The 13,505-nt window shown below is 66.3% G+C and carries 21 protein-coding genes and 1 tRNA gene; 5 read left to right on the top strand and 17 right to left on the bottom strand.

Annotation, left to right across the window (positions count from 1 at the left end):
• Nucleotides 1-32: 32 nt before the first annotated feature.
• The gene (locus M2317_RS14570; RefSeq protein WP_429461333.1) at nt 33-827 is read right to left on the bottom strand and encodes an enoyl-CoA hydratase/isomerase family protein; all 795 of its coding nucleotides are present in this window, start codon (nt 825-827) and stop codon (nt 33-35) included.
• Nucleotides 828-882: 55 nt separating this feature from the next.
• Nucleotides 883-1,374 carry an FBP domain-containing protein gene (locus M2317_RS14575; protein ID WP_429461335.1) on the bottom strand — a complete coding sequence of 164 codons (492 nt, stop codon included), beginning with the start codon at nt 1,372-1,374 and terminating at the stop codon, nt 883-885.
• Nucleotides 1,375-1,445: 71 nt separating this feature from the next.
• Between M2317_RS14575 and cmtR the strand changes: the two genes are divergently transcribed.
• Both cmtR and M2317_RS14585 read left to right on the top strand, forming a co-directional pair.
• Nucleotides 1,446-1,799, top strand: coding sequence for a Cd(II)/Pb(II)-sensing metalloregulatory transcriptional regulator CmtR (cmtR, locus tag M2317_RS14580; protein ID WP_429461337.1), 354 nt, complete (start codon nt 1,446-1,448; stop codon nt 1,797-1,799).
• Nucleotides 1,796-2,458, top strand: coding sequence for a cation transporter (locus M2317_RS14585; RefSeq protein WP_429461339.1), 663 nt, complete (start codon nt 1,796-1,798; stop codon nt 2,456-2,458). Before cmtR ends, M2317_RS14585 begins: the two co-directional genes overlap by 4 nt.
• Here the strand turns inward: M2317_RS14585 and M2317_RS14590 are convergent.
• Nucleotides 2,455-3,063: a hypothetical protein gene (locus M2317_RS14590; RefSeq protein WP_429461341.1), complete on the bottom strand. Its 609-nt coding sequence runs from the start codon at nt 3,061-3,063 to the stop codon at nt 2,455-2,457. The two genes, M2317_RS14585 and M2317_RS14590, sit on opposite strands and share 4 nt — an antisense overlap.
• 173 nt (nt 3,064-3,236) lie before the next feature.
• On the opposite strand from M2317_RS14590, the gene M2317_RS14595 reads away from it, so the two are divergent.
• A complete protein-coding gene (locus M2317_RS14595; protein ID WP_429461343.1) occupies nt 3,237-4,010 on the top strand; it encodes a glucose 1-dehydrogenase in 774 nt (257 codons plus the stop codon).
• A 54-nt stretch (nt 4,011-4,064) separates the two neighbouring features.
• On the opposite strand, the gene M2317_RS14600 is transcribed toward M2317_RS14595, so the two are convergent.
• From M2317_RS14600 to M2317_RS14665, 14 genes are all read right to left on the bottom strand, one after another.
• Nucleotides 4,065-4,126, bottom strand: a tRNA-Ser gene (locus M2317_RS14600).
• Nucleotides 4,127-4,260: 134 nt separating this feature from the next.
• The gene (locus M2317_RS14605) at nt 4,261-4,641 is read right to left on the bottom strand and encodes an HK97 gp10 family phage protein (protein WP_429461345.1); all 381 of its coding nucleotides are present in this window, start codon (nt 4,639-4,641) and stop codon (nt 4,261-4,263) included.
• Nucleotides 4,641-5,486, bottom strand: coding sequence for a phage major capsid protein (locus tag M2317_RS14610; RefSeq protein ID WP_429461347.1), 846 nt, complete (start codon nt 5,484-5,486; stop codon nt 4,641-4,643). The genes M2317_RS14605 and M2317_RS14610 overlap by 1 nt, the downstream gene beginning before the upstream one ends.
• A gap of 206 nt (nt 5,487-5,692) precedes the next feature.
• Nucleotides 5,693-6,223: a hypothetical protein gene (locus M2317_RS14615; protein WP_429461349.1), complete on the bottom strand. Its 531-nt coding sequence runs from the start codon at nt 6,221-6,223 to the stop codon at nt 5,693-5,695.
• Entirely contained in the window at nt 6,211-6,900 is a 690-nt protein-coding gene (locus M2317_RS14620; RefSeq protein WP_429461351.1) for a hypothetical protein, read from the bottom strand. Before M2317_RS14620 ends, M2317_RS14615 begins: the two co-directional genes overlap by 13 nt.
• A complete protein-coding gene (locus tag M2317_RS14625) occupies nt 6,900-7,655 on the bottom strand; it encodes a terminase large subunit domain-containing protein (RefSeq protein ID WP_429461353.1) in 756 nt (251 codons plus the stop codon). Before M2317_RS14625 ends, M2317_RS14620 begins: the two co-directional genes overlap by 1 nt.
• Nucleotides 7,652-8,071 carry a hypothetical protein gene (locus tag M2317_RS14630; protein WP_429461355.1) on the bottom strand — a complete coding sequence of 140 codons (420 nt, stop codon included), beginning with the start codon at nt 8,069-8,071 and terminating at the stop codon, nt 7,652-7,654. Before M2317_RS14630 ends, M2317_RS14625 begins: the two co-directional genes overlap by 4 nt.
• A gap of 64 nt (nt 8,072-8,135) precedes the next feature.
• Nucleotides 8,136-8,420 (bottom strand): hypothetical protein, encoded by a 285-nt coding sequence (locus M2317_RS14635; protein ID WP_429461357.1) that lies wholly within the window; start codon nt 8,418-8,420, stop codon nt 8,136-8,138.
• Between the two features lie 107 nt (nt 8,421-8,527).
• Nucleotides 8,528-8,962 (bottom strand): hypothetical protein, encoded by a 435-nt coding sequence (locus M2317_RS14640; protein ID WP_429461359.1) that lies wholly within the window; start codon nt 8,960-8,962, stop codon nt 8,528-8,530.
• A 19-nt stretch (nt 8,963-8,981) separates the two neighbouring features.
• Nucleotides 8,982-9,815: a helix-turn-helix domain-containing protein gene (locus M2317_RS14645; protein WP_429461361.1), complete on the bottom strand. Its 834-nt coding sequence runs from the start codon at nt 9,813-9,815 to the stop codon at nt 8,982-8,984.
• Between the two features lie 190 nt (nt 9,816-10,005).
• Entirely contained in the window at nt 10,006-10,236 is a 231-nt protein-coding gene (locus tag M2317_RS14650; protein ID WP_429461363.1) for a hypothetical protein, read from the bottom strand.
• On the bottom strand, nt 10,236-10,931 hold the full coding sequence (locus M2317_RS14655) for a hypothetical protein (protein ID WP_429461365.1): 696 nt from the start codon (nt 10,929-10,931) through the stop codon (nt 10,236-10,238). Before M2317_RS14655 ends, M2317_RS14650 begins: the two co-directional genes overlap by 1 nt.
• Entirely contained in the window at nt 10,924-11,226 is a 303-nt protein-coding gene (locus M2317_RS14660; RefSeq protein ID WP_429461367.1) for a hypothetical protein, read from the bottom strand. The genes M2317_RS14655 and M2317_RS14660 overlap by 8 nt, the downstream gene beginning before the upstream one ends.
• Nucleotides 11,227-11,274: 48 nt before the next feature.
• Nucleotides 11,275-11,463, bottom strand: coding sequence for a hypothetical protein (locus tag M2317_RS14665; protein WP_429461369.1), 189 nt, complete (start codon nt 11,461-11,463; stop codon nt 11,275-11,277).
• A 127-nt stretch (nt 11,464-11,590) separates the two neighbouring features.
• On the opposite strand from M2317_RS14665, the gene M2317_RS14670 reads away from it, so the two are divergent.
• Nucleotides 11,591-12,259 (top strand): helix-turn-helix domain-containing protein, encoded by a 669-nt coding sequence (locus M2317_RS14670; protein WP_429461371.1) that lies wholly within the window; start codon nt 11,591-11,593, stop codon nt 12,257-12,259.
• Nucleotides 12,252-13,487, top strand: coding sequence for a tyrosine-type recombinase/integrase (locus M2317_RS14675; RefSeq protein ID WP_429461373.1), 1,236 nt, complete (start codon nt 12,252-12,254; stop codon nt 13,485-13,487). The genes M2317_RS14670 and M2317_RS14675 overlap by 8 nt, the downstream gene beginning before the upstream one ends.
• The last annotated feature ends 18 nt before the right edge of the window (nt 13,488-13,505 follow it).

Here is a 13,505-nt window from a genome sequence, read left to right on the forward strand (position 1 = left end):
GAAGCCGTTCGGCGCCGTGGAGAACGGACGCGTCAGGCGCGCCGAGCGGATGCCGCAGCGAACCCGGCGACCCGCGCCTTCGCATCCGCTGTGTCGAAGGAGGCGCCGATCGAACGCGCTTCCTCGCTGAGTTGTTCGGCGAACGTCCGAGACGGCTGCGAACGGACGAGCCGCTTGGCCTGACCGTAGGCGGCCGCGGCACCGGAGAGCCAGAACCGGGCGACCTCCTCGGCCCGCGTCCGGACCCGCTCGGCCTCGTCCGCGGCATCCGCCCCCTCGACGATCTCGGCGACCAGCCCCCAGTCCAGCGCCTCCTGCGCCGAGAGCAGGCGGTCCTGCAGGACCAGCTGCAGAGCCCGCCGCTCGCCGACGGCCCTGGCGAGCTGGGCCGAGACCGACAGGTCGGGGGTGAGTCCGATGTTCGCGTACAGGCTGCCGAGTTTCGAGCGGCTGCCGATGACGGCGTAGTCGCCGCTGAGCAGGATGCCGAGGCCGCCTCCCGCGGTCGTTCCATGTGCGGCCGTCACGACCGGCACGGCGGACTCGACGAGCGCCCGGATGCCGGAGTTGATGACCTCGGCGAGCGCAGCGATCTCCGCACCGGACCCCATCGTGCTCGCCATGTCGAGGACGTCGCCGCCGGCGCAGAACGCCGGACCGGCCGCGTCGATCACGATCGCACGCACATCATCGCGGGTCGTCGCCTCGATGGTCGCGTCGCGCCAGGCGTGCGCCAGATCGGCGTTGAAGGCGTTGAGCCGGCTCGGACGGTTCAACGTCAGGCGGGCCATCCCCTCGGACACGGACAGCAGAATGGCGTCGCTCACGGCGTCTCCTTCGATGCGCAGGACTGGTTCGTCCAGCGTAACCGCGAGAACGCGGTCAGGACTCCTCGAGAGTGCGCGCGACGAACCCCTCCATGCGGCGACGCGTGCCGTCCAGCCGCATGTCGACCTGGCCGGACGCCCGGATCTCGTTCGGCGCGAGCGGATGCGCCAGCCGCACATTCTCATGGCAGGACAGGTCGGCGCAGATGTACGTGCCGATGCTGTCGCCGCGGCTTCCTGCCGCACCGGCACGACGTGCGGAGAACAGCACCACCTGGTTGCCGGGCTGCAGCGTGTGGCAGATGTTGCACAGTCCGTTGCGCGCGCGGCCCGGATCCGTCGCACGCAGCACGATGCCGACGATGCCGCTGTCGAGCTGAGCGAGGATGTACCCGCGCCGGGCGACGGACGGGTCACGCCAGGCGAAGAAGTCGAGGTAGTCCCAGTCCGTCAGCACGAAATCGTGCGGCATCTCCATGACGCGCAGTTCATCCGGCTCGGCGTTGACGAAACTGGCGCGGACGTCTGCTTCGGTGAGCGCTCGCATTGCTCCAGTCTATGAAGAGTGAGGCTTGTCGGGCCTCGCGAACAGTACAGCGTTGGATGTACTATCGGCGCATGCTCACTCCCGACTCCGCGACGGACGTCATGACGCGCATCGGGCGCGCCATGTCTGACCGCACGCGGGCACGGATCCTCTCGCGCCTCCTCGACGGCGGCATGCACCCGGCCGACCTCGCGCGCGAACTGGGCCTCACGAAGCAGAACGTCTCGAACCATCTCGCCTGCCTTCGCGGATGCGGACTCGTCGTCGCCGAGCCGCAGGGCAGGCAGACTCGCTACGACATCGTCGATCCGCACCTCGTCGCGGCGATCCGCGAGTTGCTTCGTGTGACCCTGGCCGTCGCCGAGAACGAGCCGTGCTGCGATGCGTCGTGCACGGTGCCCGGCTGCTGCGAGCAGACGGCATGAACGCGCTCACCGACAGCCGACGGACCGTGCTGCACCGCCGCATCCGCCTCATCGTCGCCCTCACGATCGGCTACAACCTGGTCGAGGCGGTCGTGGCTCTGACAGCAGGAGCCGCCGCTTCGTCTGCGGCGCTGCTCGGCTTCGGCCTCGACTCCACGATCGAGGTGCTCTCCGCCGCCGCCGTGGCCTGGCAGTTCACACGACGGGAGCCCGAGCGCTGGGAGAAGCCGACCCTGCGAGTCATCGCCGTCGCGTTCTTCGCTCTCGCGGCCTGGGTCGCCACCAGTGCGGGTCTCACGCTCATCGGCATCTGGGAGGAGCCCTCGCACTCCCCGCTCGGCATCGGAGTCGCTGCCGTGAGCGTCATCGTGATGCCCTTCCTGTCGTTGTGGGAACGACGCACGGGGTACGAGCTCGGTTCGGCGAGCGCCGTCGCGGACTCCAAGCAGACTCTGATCTGCACGTACCTCAGTGCCGCGGTGCTCGTCGGCCTGCTGCTCAACGCATGGTTCGGATGGTGGTGGGCGGACGCACTCGCGGCTCTCGTCATCGCAGGCTTCGCCATCAGGGAGGGCATCGAGGCCTGGCGAGGAGACGCATGCGCGACGTCCGTCGGGATGCTGCTCGAGGACGACGAGGACGACGAGCACGACGACTAGGTCGAACTCACGATGCTCGGGTCGAGCGCCTCGACGATGACCGGAGCATCCTCCTCGGCCGACGAGCCGATCTGCCAGATGCGCACGCGGGAGCCGAGCGCCGGAACCTGGGTCTGCAGCAACGTGACGTCTCCGGCATCCGGAGTGCTGCGGAACCAGCGCGCGCGGATGACGGATCCGGCCGGGTCCGTCACCGTCAGCGTGAACGCCGACACTCCCCCGTGCTCGGTGAGGCTCACCTGCCGGTCGACGACCCGGCCGTCTCCTGACCGCGCCATCCCCCGCGCCTCGGCCCATCGCAGGGCCAGCACTTCCTCCGTGCGCGCACGCCGGGTCGAGTCCGCGAACGCCACGGCAAAGCCGACGACGAACCCGGGCATGAACGTGAAGATCAGGTTGAACCACCACGGCGAATCCCCGGTCCACAGGAGGAGCAGCAGGATGCCGGTGCCGACCGCCCCCACTCCGACGAGCAGCCAGACGACGATCCGGCCCCCAGTACCCATGCGGGTCGGGAGTCCGATCCGCTCGGGCGCCGTCGAATCGTCGAGCGTTCGGACCAGATGTACGACGTGCCCGATCGGCGCTTCCCCCTGCTCGACCATTCGACCCCCTCCCACGGGGATCAATCTACTCACAGCCCATGCGGCCGAAGATGAACGACTAGGGTCCGATCGGCGAGCAGTCGCGCGGTCGCGACGCGAGCGCATACGTTGGATGGGGATGACCTGTCGGACAGAAACCCGACGGTCGACCGTCGAACGGGAAGAAGGAGCTCATGGCACGTTTCACCGACAAGGTCGTTCTGATCACGGGAGGGGGCTCCGGACTCGGCCGGGCCACTGCCGTCCGCCTGGCGGAAGAAGGCGCGAGGCTTGCGCTCGTCGACGTCTCTGAAGCGGGACTCGCGGATACGCTCGCTGCTCTCCCCGGCGGCACGGAAGCGCACACCGTGGTCGCCGATGTATCGAAGGATGAGGACGTCGACCGCTACGTCACGGAGACCGTGGCGAAGTTCGGCCGTATCGACGGGTTCTTCAACAACGCCGGCATCGAGGGAAAGCAGAACCTCACCGAGGACTTCACGAGCGCGGAGTTCGACCGGGTCGTCGCCATCAACCTCCGCGGCGTCTTCCTCGGCTTGGAGAGGGTCCTGAAGGTCATGCGCGAACAGGGGTCGGGCTATGTCGTGAACACGGCCAGCGTGGGCGGGATCCGCGGTATCGGGAATCAGTCCGGCTATGCCGCGGCCAAGCACGGCGTGGTCGGACTGACCCGCAACTCCGCGATCGAGTACGGGCAGTACGGGATCCGTGTCAATGCGATCGCACCCGGTGCCATCTGGACGCCCATGGTCGAGAACTCGATGAAACAGCTCGACCCGGAGAACCCGCGCAAGGCCGCGGAGGAGTTCATCCAGGTCAATCCGACCAAGCGCTACGGCGAAGCGCACGAGATCGCCGCCGTCGTCGCGTTCCTGCTCAGCGACGACGCCAGCTACATCAATGCCACCGTCGTTCCGATCGACGGCGGGCAGTCGGCCAAGTACTGACGCCTGTCGAAACGAGAAGAGCGCCGCCCCTCGGGACGGCGCTCTTCGAGCTCATGGTGGCGAGTGAGGGATTCGAACCCCCGAATGCAGAGCAGTCTGATTTACAGTTTCACACCCGGCGCGATGCCTTTCGACGGGTGCCGATAGATCGCCGTGTTTCCGGTGGTGAGCACCGAGGACACCTACCTCCGATGATGGGTGTCCTCGGTGCTCGATATGCCTTGTGTGATCACAAGGTGCTCACATCGGCCTATCCGCCGGCCCGACGAATCTGCGCCGCGATGACCTCGCCAAGCTGGTCCTTGTTCTCCAAGGCAGCGTTCTCGAGGTACTTGCCCTGCGCGTTGGGGTTGGCGTCGGTTGCGAAGTCGTACTCGGGGTGCTCGTGCAAGCGGGCGGCGTAGGGAACATTGAAAACGACGTCCGCTTCGGGCTCCCCACCGCGCGCGGCAAGGGACATGGAGACGCCGCCCGAGTTCCGCAGGTCACCCTGGTTCATCGGAGCACGCAGCACTGCTTGCTTGAGCAGCTCCTCGGCGGCGAGATTCACGCCGTGCTGTGCAGCTGCCAGCACCTCGGCCGTCACCTCCCCGAGCCGCGAGGTGAACTGAACGGATGCGCGAACGCCCATCAGGCGGCCAGCTTGATCTTCTGAATCGCGGCCGCGTGCGGGAAGGCGAACGTGACTCGCATCGTCGCGCGGATCGCAGTGCGGTCGCTCGTGAAGTACGCGGACTTGTCCGTCTGCAGGTCGACGTCGTTGCGCCGGACGATGATCGAGCGCACCTTCGGGATGCCCCAGACCGTGCCGGCCGTGACGCCCTCCGAAACGAGCAGTCGGACGCCCTGCAGCGTGCGCTTCGTCGGGTTGGCCGGGTCGGCTCCGAGCAGCGGGAGGTTCGAGCCCGTAGCGGCCTTCAGCTGCGCCAGGATCAGCGCGTCAGCCGGGTTGGCGACGAACGTGTTCACGTCCAGCCCCAGCCCCTCCGCGTTGTAGATGGCCTCCGCGAACGGGTCGAGGTTCGCCCATGCTGCCGGCGCGACGACGTCGGTGACGCCGGTGAGGTCTTCGAGTCCGGCCGGCTTGACGGTGTCCGCGCCCTTCGAGCCGAAGAAGGCCAGGTCGATCTTCTTCGCGATGTCGCGCGCCAGGCCGTCGCCCACGATCTGCGCGGCCTGCGGGGAGGTGTCCGCGGCGAGCTCGTTGGTGATGATGCTGAGGCCGGCGATCTTCGCAGGGACGGCCACGACGTCATCGATCGACGGGTCGGACTCTCCGATCTCGGCGCCTTCCGCGACCCACGCTGCCGACGGGTCTCCGGTCACGAGCGGGATGTGTGTGCGCGTCGCGTCCGTGGGGATGAGCGTCGATGCCTGAATGGCGATCGATGCGGCCTCCACGGGGAGCACGAGCAGCTGCGAGATGACGTCCGGCGAGATGCCCTTGACGTTGGTGGTGGTGGTGAACGTAGTCATAGCAATGCCCCTTCCGGGCAGACAGAAACGATGGAGTGTTTCGATCCGCCCGCAAGGGGCTGAACGTGAGCGGCGCAAGGCCTACTGCCAGGGTATCGCGGGCCCCCGACATTCGCCGGCAACCCGGTCGAGAATGACCGCATTGCTTTCGCCAGAACTGGCGAAAAGGGGGTCGGATCTGAAATCCGGCCCCCTCCCCGCGCGGTTCACCCGTTGATCACGTCTCCCCAACTTGCGCCGCCGCTGTACGTCGGGCCCGTGTGGTTCTGTCCTCCCGACGACCGGGGAAGCATCTGCGTCGGCCAGTAGAACGGCTTCTGCTCCCGGAGAGTGGTGAGCGCCGTCGTCAGCTTCTCATCGTCCACCGTCCCATCCTCTGCGAGCAGATCCTCGAGCGGAACCGCCGACACGACATCATCGAGAGCCGTATCGAGCGCGCCGGCCTTCTCGGCTGCCGCGCGAACCTGTCGGGCACGGAATCCCGTCACCGCCGTCTCGAGCGTCGCGTGAGATGCCTCCACGTCGCGCAGCTTCTGACGCACCGACGCCTCCGCCTTCCGCTTGTCACGCAGCATCTGCGCCAGACGTTCCTGCGGGATCGTCGCGAGGTCGTCGGTGCCGTCCGGGTCGGTGCCTTCGGCCGGGTCGATGCCCTCATTTGAACTGAGGTCATCGGGGGTGTCGGTGTTAACACCCTTCTCCCCGGTCTGGGGGGAAAGTGGGGTCACTGCATCCATGGCGTCTCCTTTCCGAGACTGTCGTTGTTCTCGACCACATCGGGCCGACGAACGGTGTTCTTCTGGAACAGCGCCAGAGCGAGAGCGATCACAAGATCACCGTGCCCCTCCCCTGCGCGGCGCTGCACGTCATACGACTCCCGGCCGGACTGAGAGATCGTCTGCCGGAAGCTGGTCAACTCCTTCTCGAGCGTCGGCCCCAGCGCCATATCCCCGGCGATCTTCAACGTCCCCAGCTGCAGCGGCGCTTGCACTGCCGCGAGGAGATCCATCTTCGGGACGTTCCACCCGTTGCGCTCCCGCCCCGCGGTGATCGTCACCGGCGCCGGCGGATAGCATCCGAACCGCTCCTCCCGGTACGCGCCGTAAAACATGTCCATGACGGCCCGTCCGACGCCCGTCGAATCGACGAACAGCATCCCGCCTTCCCGCATCTGCGGTGTGCGCATCAGCGTCGTCACATCGGCCACGATCGACGGATACGGGGTGCCGAGCTCCCAGCGCCTCAGGTGCCGCACATGCAGCTCCTCACGCATTGCCGCGCCGACCTCGGCCGGCTGCCGGTAGAACGTGCCGATCGACACCCTCGGCGGGAGCACCATCACCCGCTCAACGATCGTCAGCGCCGAATAGTCGAGCCCTTGCCCGAGATCCAGCCCCACAGTGAAACTTGCCATCAGATATCCAGCTCCAAAGGTCGAACGGTCATCGAGAAAGCGGCACGCACAGCCTCCGTGCCGAACAGCTGCGTCTCCGTGTCGCCGAACACGCACTCGTAGTCGGAGTTGAAGACGAACGACCCCAGCGCCGCGCGTACCTCAGCGATCCGCTGCGGGGTGTACTGCGCCGACTCGTAGACCGTCACCTTGTGACGCTCCCAGCCGTTCGCCGGATCTTGATGCAGGTCGTAGAACCACCCCCGCTGCCCCCACGGCGTCGACAGCGCCAGAATCATGCCGTCACTGGCCACCATCGGCAGCACCGACGCGAACACGTCATCAGGGATACGAGAAGCCTCATCCAGCACGAGCAGCTTCACGCGACTGAACCCGCGGATGCCGCCCTCACTCCCCGGCAGAGACACCACCCGCGAGCCATTCGACAGCCCCATCTCAGACGCGTTGTCGCGCTTCAACCGCGGCGCCTCCCGCATCCCCCGATACAGCGACGACACCCGCAGCAACATCTCATCCGACTGCCGCTGCGTCGGCGACACGATCAGCACGTCCCGCCCCGGATTGAACAGCGCCGTGTGCAGAGCCCGGAAGCTCACCGTCTGCGTCTTCCCGACCTGCCGAGCGCACAACACCAGCCCACGAGCCGCCCGCGACCGGAGCAGCCTCGACTGCCACGACTCCGCATCGAACCCCAGCCCCGCCGCGAACACCACCGGATCCAGAGCCGTCGCCAGATCCCCCGCCAGCACCGTCACGCCTCCACCGCCCGCAGAGCCTCAGAGACCGCCACCGCAGCCTCAGGGAAGGGCGCCAGAGCCTGCACCAGCACCGCCCGCGTCGACTGCCACTCAGGGGACACCGCCAGCGTCAGAACCTGCACCTGAGGCCGCTCATCAAGCTCACCGGACAGCTTCGCCAGCAACTCCACGATGCCCCTGAGCTCCCGCAGCGCGGCCAAGCTCAGCGATGCCTTCCCCTCCTCGGTAGCGGCATCCAGCACCGCCGACGCCTTCTCGTAGAGGAGCTCCGCACGATCGGCTGCCTTCACCGCCCCACCCGCCTCCCGCTGGGCGGCCACCGCCTGCAGGGCCTTCGACAGATGGGAGTCCCGATGCCGGCGCACGCTGTCCTTCGAGATCCCCCACCGCTCCCCCGCCTGCACGTTGCTCATGCCAGTAGCGATCGCAGCATCAATGGCCTCACGATCAGCGTGAGAGCACACCTTGCAGCGTGGCTCACTCATCGTCACCCCCGAGTGCATCGACCTGGCCTTCGAGGTAGGCGATGCTCCGATCAGCCTCCTTGAGCTTCACGCGGTACTCCGCGCACTCAGCGCGCAGCGTGCGCACATAGCCGCTCACCGCGCGCGCAGCCTCAGGCTGAGTCACCTCGAGCTCGGCGAGCACACTGGCATAGGTGGGCCGTGTGCGAGCACGGGCAACACGGGGAGCCGGGAGGTAGCCAGGTTCCGCCTTAGTCTCGGCCTCCCGCCTGAGGAACAGGATGTAGGCCTGCATCACCTCGGCTCCCTCAGGCCATGCCCGCCGTAGCCACGCCATCGTCACACTGAACGGCGAGCGGGTGTCGGACGTGAATGCGGGTGTGCGCGGTATTGCGCGCTCCTCAGTCACAGGACACCGCCTGATTGACTATCAGATGCCCTGCCGTTTTCCCGCGTGATTCCGCGGGTTTCTGGGGCGGTGAGCACAGCGTGAGCACACGGCTCCTCGGTCACTGCTCGGTCGCTGGGAGAGCCTGCGCCCAAAAGGACGTCGGGTCCGGTGGCTCCTGCGTGGGGGTGGCGGTTCACCACCTCCTGTGAGCTCGCATCTGGAATGCGGGCTGTCGGGTCAAGGGTGTCCATACTGTTGACACCCTTGGGGGTGTGCGGAGTGTGCACGTCCTTGGTGTCGTCGGTCTGGCGTACTGCGTCGGCTGCGGCTCGTTCGCCCCAGATGTAGGCGAGTTCGTGTTCGGTGATGACGCCTTGGCCTTCGAGGACGTAGGTGAGTTTCTGGACGGCGTTGTGGGTGTGCAGGTAGGCACGTTCGAGATCGGTCATGGTGGTGTCTCCTTGGTCGTTAGGCGGTGACGCTGTCGGGCATCCCTGCGGTGTCGGCGAAGTCTTTGCCGGCGGGGCTGAGTGCGTTGTATTCGGGCGTCCCGTAGTCGGGGTAGTAGATGTCGTCGGGCCTGCCGAGCGCTTTGAGGTATCCGCGGATCTGCTGGGTGGCGTCTGCCCGGGTGAGCTTGTGCCAGCGCTGGATCTGGGCTTCGTCGGGTGTGCCGCCTTGGCTGCCGTAGCTGAGGTGTGTGGCGAGGTCTTTGAGGTACGCCACTTGCTTCTCGCTTGCTCGGTCTTCTTCCCCGTCGAATGAGAATTGATCCCCGGCTTCGGACGGCCGCTCTTGCGGCTGTGTCAAAGCTTGTTGTTGGATCTTCTTCTTCTGGATCTTCTTAGGGCGACTGGGAGTCTGTGGGGGTACCGACTCGGAGTCTGTGGGCACAGACTGGGAGTCTGTGGGTGAAGGGTCGACCTCCGTACCCACAGACTCCCAGTCTGTGGGTCGGGGGCGCTTGGGGACACGACGTCCGCGCTTGCTTGTGGTCCAGATCTCGGCCGGCGTCTCGTTGGCGAGGGCGACTTCGTAGACGTTGGGCTTGTTCTCTGTGAGGGTGCTCCGTCGTCGCACGCGGATCATCCCTCGAGCTTCGAGTTTCGGGATGGCGCGTTCTACGCTCTTGCGTGAGATGCGGGCACGGTCGGCGATCGTCGTCATGCCGGGGAAGCATGTGCCGGTCTTCGGGTCTCGGAAGCGCACGAGCACGATGTACACCGCGAGCTCGTGGAGTGTGAGGTCGGCGTCGTCTATCAGCCAGTTGGGGAGTCGAACGAATCCGTCTGTCGGAGCCATGCAACCTCCTTCTCGGATCGGTCATCCGTCCGTCCCCTGCGAGGTTCGGTGATGTCGGGTGTCTCGATCGGGTCGAGGGGTCTGCTGCGGGTGTTGTGGCCGTCGTCGCGCCATCCGCAGCCGTTCACGCACCACCCTGAGACCGGGCTCCAGTTGTGGGCCCGGCCTCGGAAGCAGCGCGTGCGGGTGGTCACAGGTCGATGCCCCGTAGTGTTTCGTCGACCTCGGCGGATCGTCGGAGGGTGCGGGGTCGGTCTGCTGCGTCGGCGATCGTCACGAGTGCTGCGGCGAGCGCTCGAGCCTCATCGGGCCACATGGGGAACTCTGCGCCGGGCACGCTGAGGTGTACGGCGGTCTGGTCGAGGAACTCGGTGGTGTCGACTTCGATGGATCCACCGGCGAAGCGGGCGTCGAGGATCATTAGGCAGCCCTCCACAGGGTTCCGTCGGCATCCGCACCTACTGCGCCGGATGGGAGTGCCGTGCCGGTGCGGGTGGGGAGTCCGGTGATCTTCACACCGTCGCTTGCGATGCGCAGCTGTCGGGCGCCGTAGCGGACGATGACTTGCGAGCCGTCGACGGCGACACCGTTGTTCCCGTGCACGAGCCAGGTGAGGTCACCTTCGGATCGCAGCTCGGCGCCGGTGTTGAAGACGACAGCGCCGCCGCTCGCTGAGGGGTCGATGCGCATGGCGCCGGCGATGATGTTGCCCGTCGCGCCGTCGATCACGATCTGATTCGCGCCGGTGCCGACGTAGATCTTCCCGTCCTCGATGCGGACGTTCCCGGACGTGAAGACTCCGGTGAGGTCGAAGTTCCCGGTCAGGTCGACGTCGCCTGCGATGTCACCGGGGCCGTTGAGCTCCCACGAACCGTTCTGCGTCCACTTCCCCTCAGCGACGACGTCGCCGGTGATCGCGCCTGCGCCGACGAACCGCCACGTGCCGATGACCTCAAGCCGCCCGCCGCTGTCGATGCGGAGCAGCGCGCCGATGAGCCGGAGTCGACCGCTGCGGATGGCTGTGTTCTCGAGCGGTCGCGCGGACTGAAGGCGGATGATGTCGCGCCGCATCTTCTTGAGTGCGTCGGCGAGCTTGTTGCTGATGTCGTCAACCACGCTCAGCCTCCGTCTCCGTGAGGAGGGCGTGCGCACGCTGCAGGACTGCGATGAGCGCGGGGACGTTGCCGACGCTGACGGCGAACTCTTCCGGGGTGAGGCCGCCGGTCGCTCCCTGTTCGACCCACTTCACGAGGACGTCCGTGCCGAGGTCGATTTCGGCGATCGCGTGAGACAGGCAGACTGTGAAGTCACCGTCGACGTAGTCGCGTGTGTGGGTGGCCGTCGGGACTTCACCGTCCAAGTCGTCAACGGTCGTCTCGGTTGCCCAGTGGTCAGGTTGGATGGTGTTCATTTGTGAGCCTCCTGAGCTCGTTGGGCCCCTCCGGGGGGCCGGTAGTGGTTACTCGATTCCCAGCTGTTCCAGAACGCGACGGACGGGGACGATGAGCTTTCGACCGATGCGCAGAGTCGGGATCTCTCCACGGCGAGCAGCCCCATAGGATGCGGTCTCCCCCAGCCCGTAGAACTCGCGGCCGGCAGTCACCACGTCGGTCTGCGGGATCTGCTTCCACTCATCGATCGTTGGCATCGCGTTCACCTTCTGTCATGTTCAGAGCGACATGTCCGATGTCGCTTGACACGACCGTAACGGGCTAATCACCACTTGTCAACACGAAAGATACGTGTCATGCTGGATCCGACAGAAAAGAGTTCTGATGCCGAACCCCACACCACTCGAAGCCGTCGTAGGCGCGAACATCGCGCGACTCAGGGCTGATCGAACACAGGCCGCTCTCGGCGAAGCGCTAGGTGAGCACCTGGGAAGCCCGTGGTCACGACAGGCCGTCTCCGCAGCGGAGAAGGGCAAGCGATCGTTCACGGCCGCCGAGCTAGTTGCGCTCGCCCGCGCGCTCGACGCGTCCATTCCAGACCTTCTGCACGCGACCGGCCCGATCCTTGTCGGACAGGTCGAGCTCGACGGATCCGACCTTCTGCAACTGGCAACACGAATCGATCCGACAGAGAACGGGTGGTCTCGCTTTCTCGACGCCTGTGAGCATCTGAACAATGCCCGCGAAGAACAGAACAGCTACATCGTGAGCGTGCAGCGCTTGCGCGGGACGGTCGCAACGATGCCTGAGCTTCGAGCCCGGATCGAGGATCTTCTGACCACGACATTCGAGACGCGCCGCGCGGAGCTCGAGGCATGGGCGGCCGGCCGAATCAACGAGCGCACGCGAAAGCTCTACGAGATCGACGACGCCTTCGTGTGGGCGAACGCGACACCGCAGATGCGCACTGCGCGCGACGTGCTCGCTGAGCACTGGGAGCTCACAGAGCACCTGTTCGATTGGATCCCGGAGGAGGGTGATCAGAATGGCTGACATCATGCGGCGCTGTGGATGCCGCGATGAGAACGGCAAGCAGTACGGCGCCCGGTGCCCGAAGCTCAAGAACAGCCGGCATGGCACGTGGAGCTACCGACTTTCGGCCGGATTTGACCCGAAGACCGGTCGACGCCGGTACGTCTCCAAGAGCGGATTCGAGAGCTTCGAGGACGCGAAGACGGAGAAGATGGCAGCGGAGAAGAAGCTGCACACCGGCACGTACCGTTTCGAGAAGCAGAAGCTCAGCGACTACCTCACCCGATGGCTGGACAAGCTCGAGAGGAACGGCGATCTCAAGCCGTCGACGGTGCTCGGCTACCGCCGCTACATCGAGGACATCAGCGACCACATCGGACACCACCAGGTGAGCGCACTCAGGAAAGGCCACGTCGCGGAGCTCATCGACGCGCTTGTCGCTGAGGGCCGTGGCGCAACCGCCATCCGCCGACTGCACGCCACTCTCCGCAGCGCCCTGAACGATGCGCTCGAGCGCGACATGATCGACTACAACCCTGCAGCGCGCGTGAAGCTCCCGAAGACGGACAAGCAGACCGTGCGCCCGTGGGAGCCCGAAGAGGCCGGGAGATTCCTCGACGTGGCGTCCCAGCACCGACTGGGTGCCCTGTTCGAGCTCGCCATTCTCACCGGCCTCCGCCGCGGCGAGCTCGTGGGGCTCCGCTGGGAGGACGTCGACCTTCCGAACCGTCGCCTCACGGTCACCGTGCAGGTCGTCAGGGTCGGCAAGAAGGCGCTTGAGGGCTCGATCAAGACCGACGCCGGCCAGAACCGCATCGTGCCGCTGAACGATCGCGCCGTGGGCGCGCTTGTCGCGTGGCAGATCAAACAGAGCGCAGAGCGCGAGGAGTGGGCAGAGCTCTACGACGACAGCGGCCGGGTGTTCACCATGGCAGACGGCCGTGAGCTTCGCCCTGAGTACCCGTCACGCCTATTCGAGCAGCTGCAGGAGGGGATGCGCCCGCAGCGGTTCCACGATCTGCGCCACCTGTTCGCATCGCTCGCCCTGTCCAGCGGCGAAGACATGGGCGTCGTGTCGAAGATCATGGGGCACTCGACGTCGCAGATCACCCGCGACCTGTACGGCCATCTGGTCGGCGACAAGGCGCGCACAGCCGTCGCCGGCGTCGCGTCTCTGCTGCCGTCGCGCGGTGGTGTGCACACAACTGTGATCACCGGGCACGAAAAAGCCCCGGTCAGTACCTCCTGAGAGATCCTGCCGGGGCTG

It is taken from the genome of Microbacterium sp. ZKA21 (assembly GCF_050434165.1).
Lineage (GTDB): Bacteria > Actinomycetota > Actinomycetes > Actinomycetales > Microbacteriaceae > Microbacterium.

Coding starts and splice junctions, on each gene's coding strand:
- M2317_RS14575 (WP_429461335.1), bottom strand. CDS start 1,374: ATGCGAGCGCTCACCGAAGCAGACGTCCGCGCCAGTTTCGTCAACGCC.
- cmtR (WP_429461337.1), top strand. CDS start 1,446: ATGCTCACTCCCGACTCCGCGACGGACGTCATGACGCGCATCGGGCGC.
- M2317_RS14585 (WP_429461339.1), top strand. CDS start 1,796: ATGAACGCGCTCACCGACAGCCGACGGACCGTGCTGCACCGCCGCATC.
- M2317_RS14590 (WP_429461341.1), bottom strand. CDS start 3,063: ATGGTCGAGCAGGGGGAAGCGCCGATCGGGCACGTCGTACATCTGGTC.
- M2317_RS14595 (WP_429461343.1), top strand. CDS start 3,237: ATGGCACGTTTCACCGACAAGGTCGTTCTGATCACGGGAGGGGGCTCC.
- M2317_RS14605 (WP_429461345.1), bottom strand. CDS start 4,641: ATGGGCGTTCGCGCATCCGTTCAGTTCACCTCGCGGCTCGGGGAGGTG.
- M2317_RS14610 (WP_429461347.1), bottom strand. CDS start 5,486: ATGACTACGTTCACCACCACCACCAACGTCAAGGGCATCTCGCCGGAC.
- M2317_RS14615 (WP_429461349.1), bottom strand. CDS start 6,223: ATGGATGCAGTGACCCCACTTTCCCCCCAGACCGGGGAGAAGGGTGTT.
- M2317_RS14620 (WP_429461351.1), bottom strand. CDS start 6,900: ATGGCAAGTTTCACTGTGGGGCTGGATCTCGGGCAAGGGCTCGACTAT.
- M2317_RS14630 (WP_429461355.1), bottom strand. CDS start 8,071: ATGAGCAACGTGCAGGCGGGGGAGCGGTGGGGGATCTCGAAGGACAGC.
- M2317_RS14640 (WP_429461359.1), bottom strand. CDS start 8,962: ATGACCGATCTCGAACGTGCCTACCTGCACACCCACAACGCCGTCCAG.
- M2317_RS14645 (WP_429461361.1), bottom strand. CDS start 9,815: ATGGCTCCGACAGACGGATTCGTTCGACTCCCCAACTGGCTGATAGAC.
- M2317_RS14650 (WP_429461363.1), bottom strand. CDS start 10,236: ATGATCCTCGACGCCCGCTTCGCCGGTGGATCCATCGAAGTCGACACC.
- M2317_RS14660 (WP_429461367.1), bottom strand. CDS start 11,226: ATGAACACCATCCAACCTGACCACTGGGCAACCGAGACGACCGTTGAC.
- M2317_RS14665 (WP_429461369.1), bottom strand. CDS start 11,463: ATGCCAACGATCGATGAGTGGAAGCAGATCCCGCAGACCGACGTGGTG.
- M2317_RS14670 (WP_429461371.1), top strand. CDS start 11,591: ATGCCGAACCCCACACCACTCGAAGCCGTCGTAGGCGCGAACATCGCG.
- M2317_RS14675 (WP_429461373.1), top strand. CDS start 12,252: ATGGCTGACATCATGCGGCGCTGTGGATGCCGCGATGAGAACGGCAAG.